Origin of the sequence: Bacteroides reticulotermitis JCM 10512, from assembly GCF_000517545.1 — a bacterium.
Lineage (GTDB): Bacteria > Bacteroidota > Bacteroidia > Bacteroidales > Bacteroidaceae > Bacteroides > Bacteroides reticulotermitis.
In genome coordinates this window covers 1-17,532 of the sequence record NZ_BAIV01000048.1, presented here as the reverse complement: position 1 = coordinate 17,532, position 17,532 = coordinate 1, and the positions used below count along the sequence as shown (strand labels likewise).

General features: G+C 41.8%; 11 protein-coding genes and 4 pseudogenes. 10 read left to right on the top strand and 5 right to left on the bottom strand.

Features of this window, described 5'->3' with window-relative positions:
- Nucleotides 1-382 precede the first annotated feature (382 nt).
- Both JCM10512_RS20060 and JCM10512_RS20055 read left to right on the top strand, forming a co-directional pair.
- Nucleotides 383-2,043, top strand: a pseudogene (locus tag JCM10512_RS20060) (glycogen/starch synthase).
- A gap of 36 nt (nt 2,044-2,079) precedes the next feature.
- The gene (locus JCM10512_RS20055) at nt 2,080-4,650 is read left to right on the top strand and encodes a glycosyltransferase family 1 protein (RefSeq protein ID WP_044165631.1); all 2,571 of its coding nucleotides are present in this window, start codon (nt 2,080-2,082) and stop codon (nt 4,648-4,650) included.
- A gap of 98 nt (nt 4,651-4,748) precedes the next feature.
- On the opposite strand, the gene JCM10512_RS20050 is transcribed toward JCM10512_RS20055, so the two are convergent.
- Complete coding sequence (locus JCM10512_RS20050) at nt 4,749-5,849, bottom strand: TlpA disulfide reductase family protein (protein WP_044165630.1); 1,101 nt, start codon at nt 5,847-5,849, stop codon at nt 4,749-4,751.
- A gap of 138 nt (nt 5,850-5,987) precedes the next feature.
- Between JCM10512_RS20050 and JCM10512_RS20045 the strand changes: the two genes are divergently transcribed.
- From JCM10512_RS20045 to JCM10512_RS20030, 4 genes and pseudogenes are all read left to right on the top strand, one after another.
- On the top strand, nt 5,988-7,373 hold the full coding sequence (locus JCM10512_RS20045) for a polyamine ABC transporter ATP-binding protein (RefSeq protein WP_148298499.1): 1,386 nt from the start codon (nt 5,988-5,990) through the stop codon (nt 7,371-7,373).
- 19 nt (nt 7,374-7,392) lie between these two features.
- Complete coding sequence (locus JCM10512_RS20040) at nt 7,393-8,193, top strand: ABC transporter permease (RefSeq protein WP_044165628.1); 801 nt, start codon at nt 7,393-7,395, stop codon at nt 8,191-8,193.
- The gene (locus JCM10512_RS20035) at nt 8,187-8,975 is read left to right on the top strand and encodes an ABC transporter permease (RefSeq protein ID WP_044165627.1); all 789 of its coding nucleotides are present in this window, start codon (nt 8,187-8,189) and stop codon (nt 8,973-8,975) included. Before JCM10512_RS20040 ends, JCM10512_RS20035 begins: the two co-directional genes overlap by 7 nt.
- A 5-nt stretch (nt 8,976-8,980) precedes the next feature.
- Nucleotides 8,981-10,317 (top strand): annotated as a pseudogene (locus tag JCM10512_RS20030) (ABC transporter substrate-binding protein).
- 90 nt (nt 10,318-10,407) lie between these two features.
- Here JCM10512_RS20030 and JCM10512_RS20025 read toward each other — a convergent pair.
- On the bottom strand, nt 10,408-11,100 hold the full coding sequence (locus JCM10512_RS20025; RefSeq protein ID WP_044165626.1) for a DNA alkylation repair protein: 693 nt from the start codon (nt 11,098-11,100) through the stop codon (nt 10,408-10,410).
- 63 nt (nt 11,101-11,163) lie between these two features.
- Nucleotides 11,164-11,712 carry a sugar O-acetyltransferase gene (locus JCM10512_RS20020; RefSeq protein WP_044165637.1) on the bottom strand — a complete coding sequence of 183 codons (549 nt, stop codon included), beginning with the start codon at nt 11,710-11,712 and terminating at the stop codon, nt 11,164-11,166.
- A gap of 180 nt (nt 11,713-11,892) precedes the next feature.
- On the opposite strand from JCM10512_RS20020, the pseudogene JCM10512_RS20015 reads away from it, so the two are divergent.
- Together JCM10512_RS20015 and JCM10512_RS20010 are read left to right on the top strand one after the other, a co-directional pair.
- Nucleotides 11,893-12,794 (top strand): annotated as a pseudogene (locus tag JCM10512_RS20015) (helix-turn-helix domain-containing protein).
- A gap of 88 nt (nt 12,795-12,882) precedes the next feature.
- Nucleotides 12,883-13,554 carry an HAD family hydrolase gene (locus JCM10512_RS20010; RefSeq protein WP_044165635.1) on the top strand — a complete coding sequence of 224 codons (672 nt, stop codon included), beginning with the start codon at nt 12,883-12,885 and terminating at the stop codon, nt 13,552-13,554.
- A 705-nt stretch (nt 13,555-14,259) separates the two neighbouring features.
- On the opposite strand, the gene JCM10512_RS20005 is transcribed toward JCM10512_RS20010, so the two are convergent.
- On the bottom strand, nt 14,260-14,871 hold the full coding sequence (locus JCM10512_RS20005) for a 30S ribosomal protein S16 (RefSeq protein WP_044165623.1): 612 nt from the start codon (nt 14,869-14,871) through the stop codon (nt 14,260-14,262).
- Between the two features lie 115 nt (nt 14,872-14,986).
- Nucleotides 14,987-16,284, bottom strand: a pseudogene (locus JCM10512_RS20000) (Na+/H+ antiporter NhaC family protein).
- A gap of 114 nt (nt 16,285-16,398) precedes the next feature.
- On the opposite strand from JCM10512_RS20000, the gene JCM10512_RS19995 reads away from it, so the two are divergent.
- On the top strand, nt 16,399-16,848 hold the full coding sequence (locus tag JCM10512_RS19995) for a GNAT family N-acetyltransferase (protein WP_044165622.1): 450 nt from the start codon (nt 16,399-16,401) through the stop codon (nt 16,846-16,848).
- A 220-nt stretch (nt 16,849-17,068) separates the two neighbouring features.
- Nucleotides 17,069-17,532: clostripain-related cysteine peptidase (locus tag JCM10512_RS19990; protein ID WP_044165633.1), on the top strand; the 464-nt coding region annotated here is incomplete at its 3' end.

Here is a 17,532-nt window from a genome sequence, read left to right as displayed (position 1 = left end):
CTAAATACTTCTAGGTGTTTGGCGCATCATCTTACTTCATATAATCTCTTTATATCTAAATCTGTATTCCATAGCTTATCTTGTCGCAAATATAGCTTGTTTGAGTATGGTAAAATAAATAACTATATGTACTTCGGAATTAGGTTGATAGCATCGTTTATATGCTTCTGTTTTTCCGTATATACCGCTCACGTCCTTTGAAACAGAACATTCTTCATTATGTATTAAGAATGTAGCCTCTCGTTTATTCCAGGGCATTTTTTGACCATTTAATAAGCACTTCTTCACTGTAATTAATTTATATTTTTGATATAAGGTGTTATTATTCAAAGAATAATGTGTATTTTGCATTCGTATAGTAAAAAGAGTTTTAATAGAAAATATGGTAAAAGATTTATTAACCCCTGATTATATCTTCGAGGCTAGCTGGGAAGTATGTAATAAAGTGGAGGGATATACACCGTTTTGTCAACGCGGGCCAATACCTTACAGAGTAAGTTTAGAGATAGAATATTCTTTATCGGCCCGGATGTATGGCAAGGAAAAGAAAATCCATTGTTCGTTGAATCTGACAAGCTGTGTGCCGAATGGAAAAAACATGCACTTGAAAAAGATAACCTTTCAGTCCGGGTAGGACGTTGGAATATTCCCGGAGAACCTATCGTTTTATTGGTCGATTTTCAAATGTTCTTTAAACAGAAGAATGAGATTTACGCAGCTATGTGGAATCAGTTCCAAGTGGATTCATTGCACGCTTATGGCGACTATGATGAAGCTTCTATGTTTTCGTATGCCGCTGGAAAAGTCGTTGAAAGCTTCTATCGCTACAATTTGACGGAGATGGATAAGGTTGTGTACCAGGCCCATGAGTGGATGACAGGTATGGGAGCCTTATACGTGCAAGATGCAGTTCCGGAAATAGGTACGATCTTTACAACTCACGCAACTTCTATCGGACGTTCAATAGCTGGTAACAATAAACCGCTATACGACTATCTGTTTGCCTATAACGGTGATCAGATGGCGCAGGAACTGAATATGCAGTCTAAACACTCCATTGAGAAACAAACCGCACATTATATCGACTGTTTTACGACCGTAAGCCAAATCACAAATAATGAGTGTCGGGAATTGCTAAAGAGACCGGCAGACGTTGTTTTGATGAATGGTTTTGAAGATGATTTCGTGCCTAAAGGCAGTACATTTACAGGGAAACGCAAGCGTGCTCGTTCACTCATGTTGAATGTTGCTAATAAAATGCTCGGAACAAATCTGGGTGATGATACGTTAATAGTCGGGACGAGTGGACGTTATGAATTCAAGAATAAAGGTATTGATACTTTCTTGGAATCATTGAACCGACTGAATAAAGATGAAAAGCTGCAGAAGAATGTGCTGGCTTTTATCAGCGTTCCGGCTTGGGTAAGCGAACCCCGTGAAGATTTAAAGGAGCGTTTGAAGAGTAAAAAGAAATTTGATACTGCCCTCGATACTCCATTTATTACGCATTGGCTTCACAATATGGAGTTTGACCAAGTGCTGAATATGCTAAAGCATACAGAACTGAAAAATTCCGTGGAAGATAAAGTTAAAGTTATATTTGTCCCTTGTTACCTGGATGGAAATGATGGTATTTGGAATAAAGAGTATTACGATTTATTGTTGGGACAAGACTTGAGCGTTTATGCTTCTTATTATGAGCCGTGGGGATATACTCCCTTAGAGAGTGTGGCTTTCCGCGTACCGACAATTACTACCGACTTGGCCGGTTTTGGCCTTTGGGTGAATAGTTTGAAAAATCAGCATGGCATCATAGATGGTGTAGAAGTGTTGCATCGCTCTGACTATAATTATTCTGAGGTGTCCGATGGTATTAAAAATACGGTTATCTTGTTTTCGACTAAGACAGAGGACGAAGTTGAAGAAATGAGAGAACATGCTTCCAAAGTAGCTGAACAGGCTCTATGGAAACATTTTATACAATATTATTATGAAGCTTATGACATTGCTTTGCGTAATGCCAAAAAGCGTCAGTTAGCATAGAACTTATATATTTATCAATAAATTAACGAGAACATTATGAAAATTAAAGTTAGTAATGTGAATACCCCCAACTGGAAAGCTGTAACTGTGAGATCACGTGTACCGGCTGAGTTGGAAAAGTTGTCTGAAATAGCCCGCAATATTTGGTGGACATGGAATTATGAAGCAACCGAATTGTTTGGAGATCTCGATCCCGAAATTTGGAAAGAATGTGCGCATAATCCGGTACTGCTGCTTGAAAGCATGAGCTATGAAAAGCTTGAAGCGTTGGCTAAGGATAAGGTTATTCTGAAAAGAATGAATGATGTTTATACTAAGTTCAGAGATTATATGGATGTGAAGCCTGATAGCAAGCGTCCTTCCGTTGCTTACTTTAGCATGGAATATGGTCTGAGCCATGTATTGAAAATATATTCCGGTGGTCTGGGCGTTTTGGCCGGTGACTACTTGAAAGAAGCTTCTGATAGTAACGTTGATCTATGTGCCGTTGGCTTCTTGTACCGTTACGGATATTTTACGCAAATGTTGTCTATGGATGGACAGCAGATTGCTAACTACGAAGCACAGAACTTTGGGCAGCTTCCTATTGAGCGTGTTATAGACAGCAAAGGAAACCCAATGGTTGTTGCTGTTCCTTACCTGAACTATTTTGTTCATGCCAATGTGTGGTGTGTTAAAGTAGGACGTATCTCTTTGTATTTACTTGATACGGATAACGAAATGAATAGCGAATACGATCGCCCGATTACGCATCAACTCTATGGTGGAGATTGGGAGAACCGCTTGAAGCAAGAAATCTTGTTAGGTATCGGTGGTATTTTGACGCTGAAAGAGTTAGGTATCCAGAAAGAAGTTTACCATTGTAATGAAGGACATGCTGCCTTGATCAATGTTCAACGTATCTGTGACTATGTAGCTACGGGATTGACTTATGATCAAGCAATCGAATTGGTTCGTGCTTCTTCACTTTATACGGTTCATACACCGGTTCCTGCCGGACATGACTACTTCGACGAAGGATTGTTTGGTAAATATATGGGTGGATATCCTGCCAAAATGGGTATCACATGGGATGACTTGATGGATCTTGGACGTAACAATCCGGGTGATAAGGGCGAACGTTTTTGTATGTCCGTCTTTGCGTGTAACACTTCTCAGGAAGTTAACGGCGTAAGCTGGTTGCATGGAAAAGTTTCTCAGGAGATGTTCTCTTCTATCTGGAAAGGTTACTTCCCCGAAGAAAACCATGTAGGATATGTAACAAACGGTGTTCACTTCCCAACTTGGAGTGCAACAGAATGGAAAGAACTGTACTTTAAATGTTTCAATGAGAACTTCTGGTACGATCAATCCAATCCGAAGATCTGGGAAGCGATTTATGATGTGCCCGACGAGGAAATTTGGAAGACTCGTATGGTGATGAAGAATAAGTTGGTGGACTACATTCGTAAATCGTTCCGTGAAAACTGGTTGAAGAATCAAGGAGACCCATCGCGTATTGTTTCACTGATGGATAAAATTAATCCGAATGCCTTATTGATTGGTTTCGGTCGTCGTTTTGCTACTTACAAACGTGCGCACTTGTTGTTTACGGATCTAGACCGCTTGTCTAAGATTGTAAATAACCCGGATTACCCTGTACAGTTCCTGTTCACAGGTAAAGCGCATCCGAACGATGGTGCAGGTCAGGGATTGATTAAGCGTATTATTGAAATCTCTCGTCGCCCGGAATTCTTGGGTAAGATTATCTTCCTCGAAAACTACGATATGCAATTGGCTAGAAGATTGGTATCTGGTGTTGATATTTGGTTGAATACTCCAACTCGTCCGTTAGAAGCATCCGGTACATCGGGTGAGAAGGCTTTGATGAACGGTGTTTTGAACTTCTCAGTCCTTGATGGCTGGTGGTTGGAAGGTTACCGTGAAGGTGCCGGTTGGGCTTTGACTGACAAACGTACTTATCAGAACCAAGAGCATCAGGATCAATTGGATGCCGCAACAATATACAGCATTCTGGAAACAGAAATTCTTCCGTTGTATTATGCACGGAATAAGAAAGGATGTTCGGAAGGCTGGATTAAAGTTATAAAGAACTCTATTGCTCAGATTGCACCTCATTATACAATGAAGCGTCAATTGGATGATTACTACAATAAATTCTATATTAAACTGGCTAAACGTTTCAAACTACTTTCAGCTAACAATAACGCAAAAGCGAAAGAAATTGCTGCTTGGAAGGAAGAAGTCGTTGCTAAATGGGATTCTATCGAAGTAGTATCTTGTGATAAAGTAGAAGAACTTAAGAAAGGTGAACTCGAGAGCGGTAAGGATTATACCATTACGTATGTAATCGATGAAAAGGGCCTGAACGATGCTGTCGGACTGGAACTGGTTACGGTTTACACAACTGCCGATGGTAAGGAGCATGTTTACTCTACTGAGCCGTTCAGTGTGATTAAGAAAGAGGGTAACCTGTATACATTCCAAGCTACGCATAGCCTGTCGAATGCAGGTAGCTTTAAAGTTTCATATCGTATGTTCCCGAAGAATGCGGATCTTCCACATCGCCAGGACTTCTGTTATGTTCGCTGGTTTGTGAATGACTAATATACATTTTAGTATTATATAAAAAGCCCCTGCAATTTCAATATTGCAGGGGCTTTTAGTTTATGGTATAAAAGCGTTGAAGCTTTTAAGCGAATTGTTTATTTAACCAGTTCGGCTATTTTTTGTAGCAGTTCGGCTCCGTGTAGGCCGCGTGCGATAATCGTTCCTTCACCATCAATAAGGATTGTGTGTGGAATACTATTTACTGCATAAATTTGCGCACCTTCACTTTGCCAGAATTTGAGATCCGACATTTGCGGCCAAGTCATGCCAAGCGTCTTAATTGATTCTTTCCAAGCAGCTCCGTCCTGATCGAGAGAAACTCCGACGATTTCGAAATTCTTGCCTTTGTATTTTGCGTAAGCATCTACCAAGTTCGGCATTTCGCGACGGCAAGGACCACACCAGCTAGCCCAGAAGTCTACCAATACGATTTTGCCTTTTCCTACGTAGTCAGAAAGCTTAATAGGCTTTTCGTCCGGAGTTACCATGGCAAAGTCAGTAAACTTCACGCCAACAGCCGTTTTCTTTTGCTTTTCAGTGAGTTCTTTGATGTTTTTAATCGCTTCATCCTGTAGGAAGTTAGCCGGTACCTGACTCAGTAAAGCTTCGTTTTCTTCCGTAGAATTATTATAGAATGTCTGTTTGAATAGGTGGATTCCGACAGCATTGGTGATGTTCTTTTGTACACCTTCTTTCAAAATCGTTCCATATTCTTCTTCCAACTGAGTACCTTCTTTTTGTTTAGCTTCCTTTTGCTCGTCAGTCAACGTGCTGTCGCCCATAGCTTCGTAGATAGCACGCATTTTGGTACTGATGCCACTAATCTTACTTCTAATTTCCTGGTAAGCGTCGTTGTTAGGAGTTCCGGTTGCGGAATCATTTTCTTTGGTAAGCGCGATGTTGATTTTTCCATTTTCGAGGAAAAAGTCTAGTAACAGGTTGTCACCGTTTACCTGACAAGTAACATAACGATTAACCACAGAGTCCTGTGTTCCTTTAAACGTAAAAGTTCCGTTGGCTATAATAGCAGTATCCAGCTTAACCAGATTTCTGCCGGTAGCTTCCTGAAGAAATACTGTATCTCCATCAGCAGCTCCTTCTACTGTACCGGTAATGGTATAGCCAGACTTTCCTCCGGTACAGGCTACCATGCCGATTACAGCAGTTGCGATAAATAAATAAGTTAATTTTCTCATGATTCTGTATGATTAGTGAATAAATATTTATGCAAAGATAATTTTTTTTTTATTCCAGCTTCTAAAAACTCTGTTATATTAGATTAACACGTAGGATGAAATCATAGAATTGTGTACCTTTGCATCTCCAAAATTAGTATGAATATGCAAGAAGACAAATCCATCATTGAGGTAAGCCATGTTTCTAAGTACTTTGGTGAAAAAACCGTACTTGATAATGTGACTTTAGACGTGAAGAAAGGTGAGTTTGTGACTATTCTAGGGCCTTCGGGCTGTGGGAAGACGACCTTATTGCGTCTGATCGCCGGTTTTCAGACGGCTTCGGAAGGAGAGATACGTATCTCTGGAAAAGAGATTACCCAAACTCCTCCTCATAAGCGTCCGGTGAATACCGTGTTTCAGAAGTATGCCTTATTTCCTCATTTGAATGTGTATGATAATATAGCCTTCGGGTTGAAGTTGAAGAAGACCGCTAAGGCAGTTATTGATAAAAAGGTGAAAGCAGCCTTGAAAATGGTAGGTATGACAGACTATGAATACCGTGATGTAGATTCACTTTCCGGTGGTCAGCAACAACGTGTTGCCATTGCCCGTGCCATTGTAAATGAGCCGGAGGTATTGCTGCTCGACGAACCTTTGGCAGCTCTCGACCTCAAGATGCGGAAGGATATGCAGATGGAATTGAAAGAAATGCATAAGAGTTTGGGGATTACATTTGTATATGTAACTCACGATCAGGAGGAGGCATTGACGCTGAGCGATACCATTGTGGTGATGAGTGAAGGTAAAATACAACAAATCGGTATACCGACTGATATTTATAATGAACCGATCAACTCATTTGTAGCCGATTTTATTGGTGAAAGTAACATCCTCAACGGTACCATGATTCATGACAAACTGGTTCGCTTTTGCGGTACGGAGTTTGAATGTGTGGACGAAGGATTCGGTGAGAACACTTCTGTTGATGTAGTGATTCGTCCGGAAGACTTGTATATTTTTCCAATTTCGGATATGGCTCAGTTGACCGGAGTTGTGCAGACATCCATTTTTAAAGGAGTTCATTACGAGATGACTGTGCTTTGTGGCACTCATGAGTTCCTGGTGCAGGATTATCATCATTTTGAAGTAGGAGCAGAGGTCGGTCTACTTGTTAAACCATTCGATATTCATATCATGAAGAAAGAACGACTGGCCAATACCTTTGATGGCAAACTGCTCGATGAAACTCATGTGGAATTTCTGGGTTGCACATTTGAATGTAGTCCGGCTACCAACATTGAGTCCGGAGCAGAAGTCAACGTCCATGTTGATTTTGGACGAATCATCCTTCAGGATAATGAAGAAGACGGTATGCTCACAGGTGAAGTCAAGCTGATTCTCTATAAAGGAGATCATTATCACCTAACAGTACTCTCTGATTGGGATGAAAACGTGTTTGTAGATACGAATGATGTATGGGACGATGGCGATCGTGTAGGTATTACCATTCCCCCAGATGCTATTCGTGTAGTTTTAAAGTAAATGATTAATAGGAAAGGAAGTGAATAAGAAGTTTTTGGTCTTTTTGTCATCGCGTAAGAGTTGGGCTCTCCCTTACATTATTTTCTCTGCCATTTTCGTTGTTATTCCGCTGTTGTTGATTGTGGTATATGCGTTTACCGATGATAACGGTGCGCTTACTCTAGAGAACTTTGAGAAGTTCTTTCATCATCACGAGGCTGTTAACACCTTTGTCTATTCAATTGGCATTGCCATTATTACCACCCTTTTTTGTCTTTTGTTAGGGTATCCTGCTGCTTGGATATTGAGTAACAGCAAACTGAATCGTTCCAAAACGATGGTTGTGCTCTTTATTCTCCCCATGTGGGTTAATATTCTGGTGCGGACGCTGGCTACAGTCGCTTTGTTCGACTTCTTAAGTGTGCCATTGGGCGAGGGCGCTTTGATATTCGGTATGGTGTATAATTTCATTCCGTTTATGATTTATCCCATTTACAACACCTTGCAGAAGATGGATCAGAGTTATATCGAAGCGGCACAAGACTTGGGGGCCAATCCGATGCAAGTCTTTTTGAAAGCAGTATTACCGCTTTCCATGCCCGGTGTGATGAGTGGCATTATGATGGTGTTTATGCCGACCATCTCCACTTTTGCCATTGCCGAGTTGTTGACGATGAATAATATCAAACTGTTCGGTACCACCATACAGGAGAACATAAATAACAGCATGTGGAACTATGGAGCCGCGCTTTCGCTCATCATGTTATTGCTGATTGCGGCCACTTCGTTGTTTAGCACTGAAGATAAAGACAATTCAAATGAAGGAGGTGGGTTATGGTAAAGAAACTTTTTGCACAGACCTACCTGTGGGCATTGTTACTTCTGCTTTACTCACCGATAGTCATTATTATAATCTATTCGTTTACCGAGGCTAAAGTGCTGGGCAACTGGACCGGCTTTTCGGTGAAACTTTATACCTCTTTGTTTTCCAATGGTACGCACCACTCGCTGGTGAACGCATTGATTAATACGATTACAATTGCTTTGATTGCTGCTACGGCTTCTACCTTGCTGGGTAGTGTGGCGGCTATCGGTATCTACAACCTAAAATCGCGTACCCGTAAAGCTGTTGGATTTGTGAATAGCATTCCCATTCTGAATGGTGACATTATTACCGGTATCTCCTTGTTCCTGTTATTTGTCTCTTTAGGTATATCGCAGGGATATATGACGGTGGTGTTGGCGCATATTACGTTTTGTACGCCTTATGTGGTGCTGAGTGTACTTCCCCGCCTTAAACAGATGAATCCAAATATTTATGAAGCGGCACTCGATCTGGGGGCAACGCCTATGCAAGCTTTATGGAAAGTAATTGTACCGGAAATCCGACCGGGGATGATTAGCGGTTTCATGCTTGCGTTGACCCTTTCGATTGATGATTTCGCAGTGACTGTATTTACCATCGGTAATGAAGGGTTGGAAACTCTTTCAACGTATATTTATGCAGATGCGCGTAAGGGAGGATTGACGCCTGAGTTGCGTCCGCTCTCTGCTATTATATTTGTAGTTGTACTTACGCTTTTGATAGTTATTAATTACCGTGCCGGTAAAAACAAAAAATGAGAAGAATGAAGAAGATACTATTTTTGATCTTACCTCTTTGCTTGCTTGCCGGTTGTTACAATTCCGGTGTGCCGCGTGAGAACGTATTGAAAATATACAACTGGGCGGATTATATAGGAGACAGTGTACTTGAAGATTTTCAAGCCTATTATAAAGAGCAGACCGGAGAAGACATCCGGATCGTCTACCAAACCTTTGATATCAACGAGATCATGCTCACCAAGATAGAAAAAGGGCATGAAGATTTCGATGTGGTCTGTCCTTCCGAATACATCATTGAACGGATGTTGAAGAAGAAATTACTGCTTCCTATCGATACCAATTTCGGTAGTTCGTCTAACTACTAGGTAATGTGGCGCCTTATATACGGGAACAGATCGATAAGTTAAGTCAGCCGGGTGAAGCCGTTGCCAGTCATTACGCTGTATGTTATATGTGGGGAACTGCGGGAATACTCTATAATCGAGCATTTGTGCCCGATTCGGATGCGACTTCCTGGGAATGTCTTTGGGATAAGAAGTATGCCGGCAAAATTCTGATGAAAGATAGCTACCGCGACGCTTACGGTACGGCCGTTATCTATGCTCACGCCCAGGAATTGGCTGAAGGAAAGACCACGGTCGAAGCCTTGATGAATGATTACTCTCCCCGTGCGATGGAAATAGCCGAGCAGTATCTGAAAGCTTTGAAACCGAATATATCCGGTTGGGAAGCGGATTTCGGCAAGGAGATGATGACCAAAAATAAAGCTTACTTAAATATGACCTGGAGTGGCGATGCAATTTGGGCTATTGAAGAAGCGAGTGCTGTTGGGGTTGATCTTGACTATACGGTACCCAAAGAAGGAAGTAACATCTGGTATGACGGTTGGGTAATTCCGAAGTACGCGAAGAATACCAAAGCAGCCAGTTACTTTATCAACTTCATGTGTCGTTCGGATATTGCCTTACGCAATATGGACTTCTGCGGTTACGTAAGTTCCATTGCTACGCCCGAAGTGCAGGAAGCTAAAACAGATACTACGCTGGATTATTATTCCGATTTGAGCTATTTCTTCGGTCCGGGAGCGGATAGCATCCAAATAGATAAAATTCAGTATCCCGATCGGAAGGTGGTAGAGCGTTGTGCCATGATTCGTGACTTTGGCGATAAAACCCGGGATGTGCTTGATATATGGTCACGCATCAAAGGTGATAACCTCGGAGCCGGAATTACCATACTCATTTTTGTAGTCGTGGGACTCATGAGCGGTTGGATGATATATAAAAGATGGGAACGCTATAAACGTCGACAATTGCAGCGACGCAGAAGCCGGCGCAAGAAAACCAGAGGAGGCAGATAAAACAGCCTCGTTATAATACAACTAAACGGTGTCTTTGCTACTTGATTCTGAGCGGAGACACCGTTTATCGTATATAGATAGTTGTTCGTGCTACTTCCTTTTCATAGCCCGGATTAAGACTTTGGATTCCTGGTCCACCCGCAGAGATTCGGTTATCTTTTGCAGTGATTTATTGTAAGTCCATTTATCCAATTGACTCTCTTTTAAATATGCCAGCGTCTTTTCGGGAAACTTGATGTAACAAATGGAGAGTAACCAAGCTATTCCCATGCGGGCATAATATCCGTCGTGCCGGAATGAATCGCAATAATGGAGTATAAAGTCGATGTGCTCTTCGTCTATGAAATGAAACAGCATGACTACCCCATACCGGATTTTATATTCTTTAGCCGATAGCAGATACGGTTGAATAAAAAGCCAGACTGTTTCTTTGTTTTTGCGCACAGCCGGTTTCAGCTCACCGCAAAAAATGTCGCACACCGCCCAGTTGTCGATGCGGGGAACAAACATCCGCAGGTACTTTATCCGTTCTTCAATCGGCATTTTAGCTATTCCGATTACCAGGCCTTGCAGCATCACCTCTTCATAATAGGCCGTATCGGTGGTTTCGACAAACTCACGCCAACCGTCTTTCTGAGCAATTTCTTTGGCCAGCTTGCGCAACAATGGAATACGTACCCCTAGAATGTTTTCCGTTCCGGGGAGTAGGGAAGAGTGAAATTCTCTGTACGTAGGATCTATTAGCGTATGGAGTTCCTTGCGGATAGTTTCTGTGATTGTCATGATGGTTGGTTATTTGTTATTTCTACTAAATCATTCTTCGATAGAAAAACAAATGTAAGAAATTTATTTAAGATTGATTCCCGTTCGAATGCTTTTCGCCGGTGCACCTGCTACAATTGTATTTGCCGGTACATCTTTAGTTACTACTGATCCGGCACCGACAACCGAATTCTCTCCGATTGTAACGCCCGGTACAATAACTGACCCGGAGCCGATCCAGACGTTCTCTCCAATAACGATCGGAGCCGGATATAACGAATGCCTGTCTTCCGGTGCGATGCCATGGTTCAGCGTGGCTAAAGTAACATTATGTCCGATCAGTGCGCCATCTTTAATTGTAATCCCTCCCTGATCCTGAAAGTGACACCCCGAATTGATGAACACATTTTTGCCAATGGTGATATTCTTGCCACAATCCGTATGGAAGGGTGGGAACATCGAGAAAGAAGAATCGATCTGCTTTCCAATTAGTTGGGAGAATAAAGCTCGCATCCCGTCGGGGGAATGGAAGGAGTTGTTCAACGTACAAGTCACCTGCATCGCTTCATAGCTGAGTTTACTCATATAGTTATGTAGTTCGGAGCCGTTGAGTACAGGCGTTCCATTATTCATCTGTTCAATAAAAAAAGCTAAGTTCCATATCTTTATTTTTTTGATTGTTGTAAGTTCACCATGCAAAAGTAGGGTAAGTAGGTGAGTGGCTCTGTAGCCTAACTACTGAGATTACAACCCCGATTACGGTTTCCTCGTCCGGGGACATCGATTTCTTGGAAAAGAGTGTATCTTTGCGTTATGGATAAGGTAATTCAATTAGATACTGTCGATCGTTATAATAAGTTGTACGGACTGGAAACACTTCATCCGTTGGTTAGCATTATTGATCTGACCAAAGCAACAAATCTGGTAAACCATATTCAAATGAATTATGGGGTATATGCTCTTTTTCTTAAATGTGGCAAAGAGTGCGATATAAAATATGGCCGCAAAAACTATGATTACCAGGAAGGCACCATCGTTTGTTTTGCACCCGGCAGGTAGCCGAAGTGAGTGCTTTAGAAGATGAGGTAAAGCTTAACGTATATGGAATTCTGTTTCATCCGGATCTGATACGAGGGACGGCCTTGGGACAGCATATAAAGAGTTACGGCTTTTTCTCCTATTCGGTTAGCGAAGCATTGCATTTATCCGAGCGTGAGAGGAAGATCATAATGGATTGCTTTGAGAAAATACAGATTGAGTTGCAATACGGAGTCGATAAACTGAGCAAACGGCTTATCGTTATGAATATCGAATTGCTACTGAGCTACTGTTTGCGATTCTATGAGCGGCAGTTTATCACACGCGAGCATATAAGTCTTGATACGATTCAGAAGTTTGAGAATCAGATCGAAGCCTATTTGTCGGGAGATCTTGTGCAAAAGCATGGACTTCCTACGGTGAAGTATTTCGCGGATAGTGTATTCTTATCTCCCAACTATTTTGGCGATTTAGTGAAGAAAGAGACCGGTAAGTCTCCCCGGGAGTATATACAGTTTAAACTCATTGAGCACGCTAAAGAACGTCTGTCTGTAACTGAATTGACAATAAGCGAGATAGCGTACGAACTGGGCTTTCAGTATCCGCAACATTTCGGCCGACTCTTCAAAAAGCAAGTTGGCCTGACTCCCAATGAATATCGTAAATCGATCGAATAGATCACTTATTTGTAAAATAGATTCTGTCTCTTGTCCGCAAGAGAGCAGCCTTTGATCCAAGCAACTAATTTTGTATTATAATATAGCAATGAAACAAGAGACTTCTTTATTTTCTCAATACCCGGTTCTTTTATTCGATCTCGACGGTACATTGTCTGATCCGATGCTGGGCATTACCCATTCTGTGCAATATGCTTTAAGTAAATATGATATCCAAGTGGATGATTTACAAACGCTTTGTCCGTTCATCGGACCTCCGTTGCAAGACTCTTTTCGGGATTTCTATCATTTTACAGCTGAGCAGGCTGACGAAGCGTGTCGATACTATCATGAGTTCTTTGTGAAGACCGGAATGTTTGAGAACGAACTTTATCCCGGCATCCCCGAACTGCTCACTAAGTTGAAAGATGCTGATAAAAAGTTGATGGTTGCTACTTCCAAACCTGAACCATTGGCCCGGCAGATTCTGGCATATTTTAAGATCGATGGTTACTTTGACTTTATTGGTGGAGATACATTGGAACGTACCCGTTCGGCAAAGGCAGAAGTGATTCGCTATGTCATCGAGCAGAATGCACTTACCGATTTGGAGCAATTGCTGATGATTGGCGATCGTAAACACGATATTATTGGAGCCAAAACGATAGGGATTGCTTCCGTTGGTGTATTGTACGGTTATGGTGATCGACCGGAAATGGAAAAGGCCGGAGCCGATTGTATTGTTTCAACGATTGAGGATCTGGAGAAGATCTTGCTTTAAGAGCATACCCCAGCCTCTTTGCTAAGAGCAAGTTAAAGAGGCTGCCAAAGATTTTGGTAACCCTTAAAAAAGTATAGGTTGTTTTTGAATATCGATCGCTCAATTTTATCAATTACCGACGGTGTTTCATTCAACTCCCCTGGCTTTTTCTCAATTGCCCAGGGCTTTAGTGCTTGTATCCCAGGGCATTTCACCCGGTTGCCCAGGGCAAATTAATCAATCACCCGCTTCTTTTTATAGCTTATCTTTGCCAACTTATCCTGCGGATTAATAAACAATTCAACTTTTATGGAGCAAAAAAGGGAGTGGAATCTGGGGCATTTTCAGGGTAAAAGGCCCCAAAATAAAGTTTTGATTTTAGCTTTCAGCTTTCATTTTTGAAGGTAATTAGTTGATCTATAGGTTTATTGGGCTGAAAGCTAAACTTGCATCTACTTTGTTCAAAGTTCTTATAGGCTGAAAGTACTGAAAGCTATATTTTTTACTTTCAGGTGGGGCTTCAGCGTTATAGCTCTGAATGATAGTCAGTTGAAGGCTAAACTGAAAGCTGAAGGCTAAATTCGAAAACTTTGTAGAGGGGGTGTAGCATCACATAAATAGGCTTGCGATGTTCAATAGTCTGGAATAAAAGAGTCCTCTCCGGAAATTCCAGAGAGGACTCTTATAGCTTTTTTCCCAAACTATTTCAGTGGGATATGCCGAAATTTATTCAGCAGCAGCTTCTTTAGCCGGAGCTTCTTCAGCAGCCGGAGCTGGTGCTTCTGCTACTGGAGCTTCTTCAACAACCGGTGCTTCTTCTACGACTGGTGCTTCTTCAACAGGAGCTTCTTCAGCCGGAACTTCTGTAGCTGCTTTTTCAGCTGCTTTCTTTTCAGCAAGTACTTTTGCTTTTTCTTCGTTTACTTTCTTTTCAGCTTCAAGGCGTGCTTTAGCGTCAGCTTTTTTAGCTTCATCTTCTTTAGCTTTTAAAGCAGACAAACCTGATTGTTTGTTGTTTTTCCATGCTTCAAATTTAGCATCAGCTTCAGCTTCACCGAATGCGCCTTTAGTTACACCGCCTAAAAGATGTTTCTTCATGTAAACACCTTCGCGAGAAAGAATGTTACGTACTGTATCGCTTGGTTGTGCACCTTTCAGTACCCATGCCAATGCAGCGTCGAAATTCAAATCTACTGTAGCAGGATTGGTATTCGGGTTGTATGTACCAATCTTCTCAATAAATTTACCATCACGTGGTGCTCTGCTGTCTGCAATTACAATTGAATAGAACGCGTAACTTTTACGTCCGTGTCTTTGCAATCTGATTCTAGTTGCCATTTTTAATAATTGTTTTTAATTAATTTGATTTGAATTATGCTATTATCTCGTAATAGCGGGCGCAAATATACAGCTTTTCTTTTGACTGACAAACAATTCCACTGCTTTTATTCGATTAAGAGTACTTCTTCGGAAACCGGAATAAGATGGCCAAGAATGCACAGATACCCATTGTGAAAGGATAATATAAATGTGGTAAGATGCTGATAGGGGAGATCTCCGCAAGTCCGGCAGCAATGAGTATCTGTGCCCCATAGGGATGATTCCTTGTATGAAACAAGAGAAAGTATCCAGTATGCTAGCCGTTTTTCGCCGGTCGAGATGATATTTTATAGCTATGTCTTTGGAGATAGAGCCTGTGGTGATAATTGCGATTGTATTGTTGGCGGTGCAGAGATTGGCTATGCTAACCAATGCGGCTATGCTTAATTCAGCGCCTCTTTTACCATTGACATGCCGAGTTAGCTTTTCTATAATAAAGTCAATTCCACCATTGTATCGTATGATTTCCAGCATACCGCCTGCTAGCAGGGTAATGATGATTAATTCGCCCATGTCGGTGATGCCTGTACCCATTGAACCGAACCAGTCGAAGAATCCGAAACTACCGGTGAGGATGCCAATAATTCCACTTAGTACGATACCTAATGTTAATACCAGCATTACATTCATGCCGATGACGGCCGTAATCAACACGACCAGGTAGGGGAGAATCTTGATCCATTCTATCGCCTGAACATTCACGGGAGCGGTGACCGACAGTCCCTGGAAGATGTAAATACCCAATACAATCACCACTGCCGGAGCAATAATTAGGGAATTTACCCGAAACTTATCCGTCATTACGCATTCTTGCGTGCGTGTAGCGGCAATGGTTGTATCGGATATAAAGGAAAGATTGTCACCGAAAAAAGAGCCTCCTACGACAATAGCTACCATAAACGGGAGATCGACTCCGGTCTTTTCCGCCAGGCCAATGGCTACGGGAGTTAAAGCTACGATGGTCCCCACGCTGGTTCCGATTGATAAGGAGATGAAACACGAGGCGATAAAGATGGCGGCCAGCAGCAAGTTGCCCGGAAGTATTTGTAGCGTGAGATTCACTGCGGCATCGATGGCACCCATTTCTTTCGCACTCTGCGCAAAGGCGCCGGCTAAGACAAAGATCCATATCATGAGTATGATATTTTTGTTGGAGGCTCCGACAGAGAATTGATAGACTCGTTGGTCAAGATTTAGTCCTTTCGTGATGGCGATGGCATAGCATGAGGAAGCCAGAAAAGCAACGGTTATGGGTACTTTATAAAAGTCATTGATAATGATGGAAGTTACCAGGTAGAGACATAAAAACACGAGTAGCGGACTCAATGCCCACCATCCCGGAGCCGGTTTACGTACTTTTTCTTCGTTCATAGAGTTCTATAATATAATAGCTGTATTGTGAAAATTTGGCGGCAAAGGTAAAAAGATAATAGGTAAAATCGGCTAGAAATGCTATTTTTGTGCACTTAACTAATCGTTGTATGTATGGAAATTAGGGAAATAACTCAGCATAAGAAACAGTATTTCGATTTATTATATTTGGCAGATGAGCAGGGAGACATGATCGACCGTTATCTGGAACGGGGAACTCTTTTTGCGCTCTACGAAGAAAATCAGTTGAAAGCAGTATCTGTTGTAACGCTCGAAGGCGAGGGCGTTTGTGAAATCAAGAATATCGCGACTTATCCTGCCGAGCAGCGGAAAGGGTACGGCAAGCGTTTGGTCACTTTTCTGTTTGAGTATTATAAACCGTCTTGCACCACCATGTTGGTTGGTACGGGTGATTTCCCGTCTACGCTCTTATTTTATGAACATTGTGGTTTTACAATCTCCCATCGCGTGGAGAACTTCTTTATCGACCATTATGACCATCCGATTTACGAAGAAGGGGAGCAATTGATTGATATGGTTTATCTGAAAAAAACACTTCGATGATTTTAAAAAACATCTCGATGAATCGGATCAAACGTCTCGGTGTTTTTTAAAACGATCTAGATCGTTTTGGGGAGGGTAGTAACGGGCTTCGCGATCCCTGAATATTATTTATTGTTATGATGAATAATATAATACATCTGTTGCGAGTAAATGTGTTAAATGTTTTTGTTTGATAAAGATCTTTTGTAATTTTGCAGAACGAATAATAAGAAAACTAGCAATGCAAAAATTAAAACACATAAACCTATCCTGGACTTTTCTACTTTTATTCGCTTGGCTGTTTGTTGCTTGCGAATCGGAAGACGATCCACTTATCCCGAGAGACCGGGTACTGCTTGTTTATATGGGCGGTGATAATAATTTATCTTGGGAAGTTACTGCGAAAATTGATGCTTTATGTAATGCATGGAAGAACTCGTTGGAAGGCCGACTATTGATCTATAAGGATGCAAGCGGCGCTGTTCCTCAATTGTTGGAGATTGTCGAGGAAAAAGGGATTAATGTGCAGAAAGTACTTCAAACGTATGAGGAGGAGAACTCTGCGAGCAAAGAAGTTTTGGCACGAGTGATACGGGATGTGCAAACGCTTTATCCTGTGTCGTCGTACGGAATGTTTCTTTTTTCGCATGCTTCGGGTTGGTTACCCGAAGGTCGGTTGGGCAGTCCGCGTTCAATGTCTGTCGA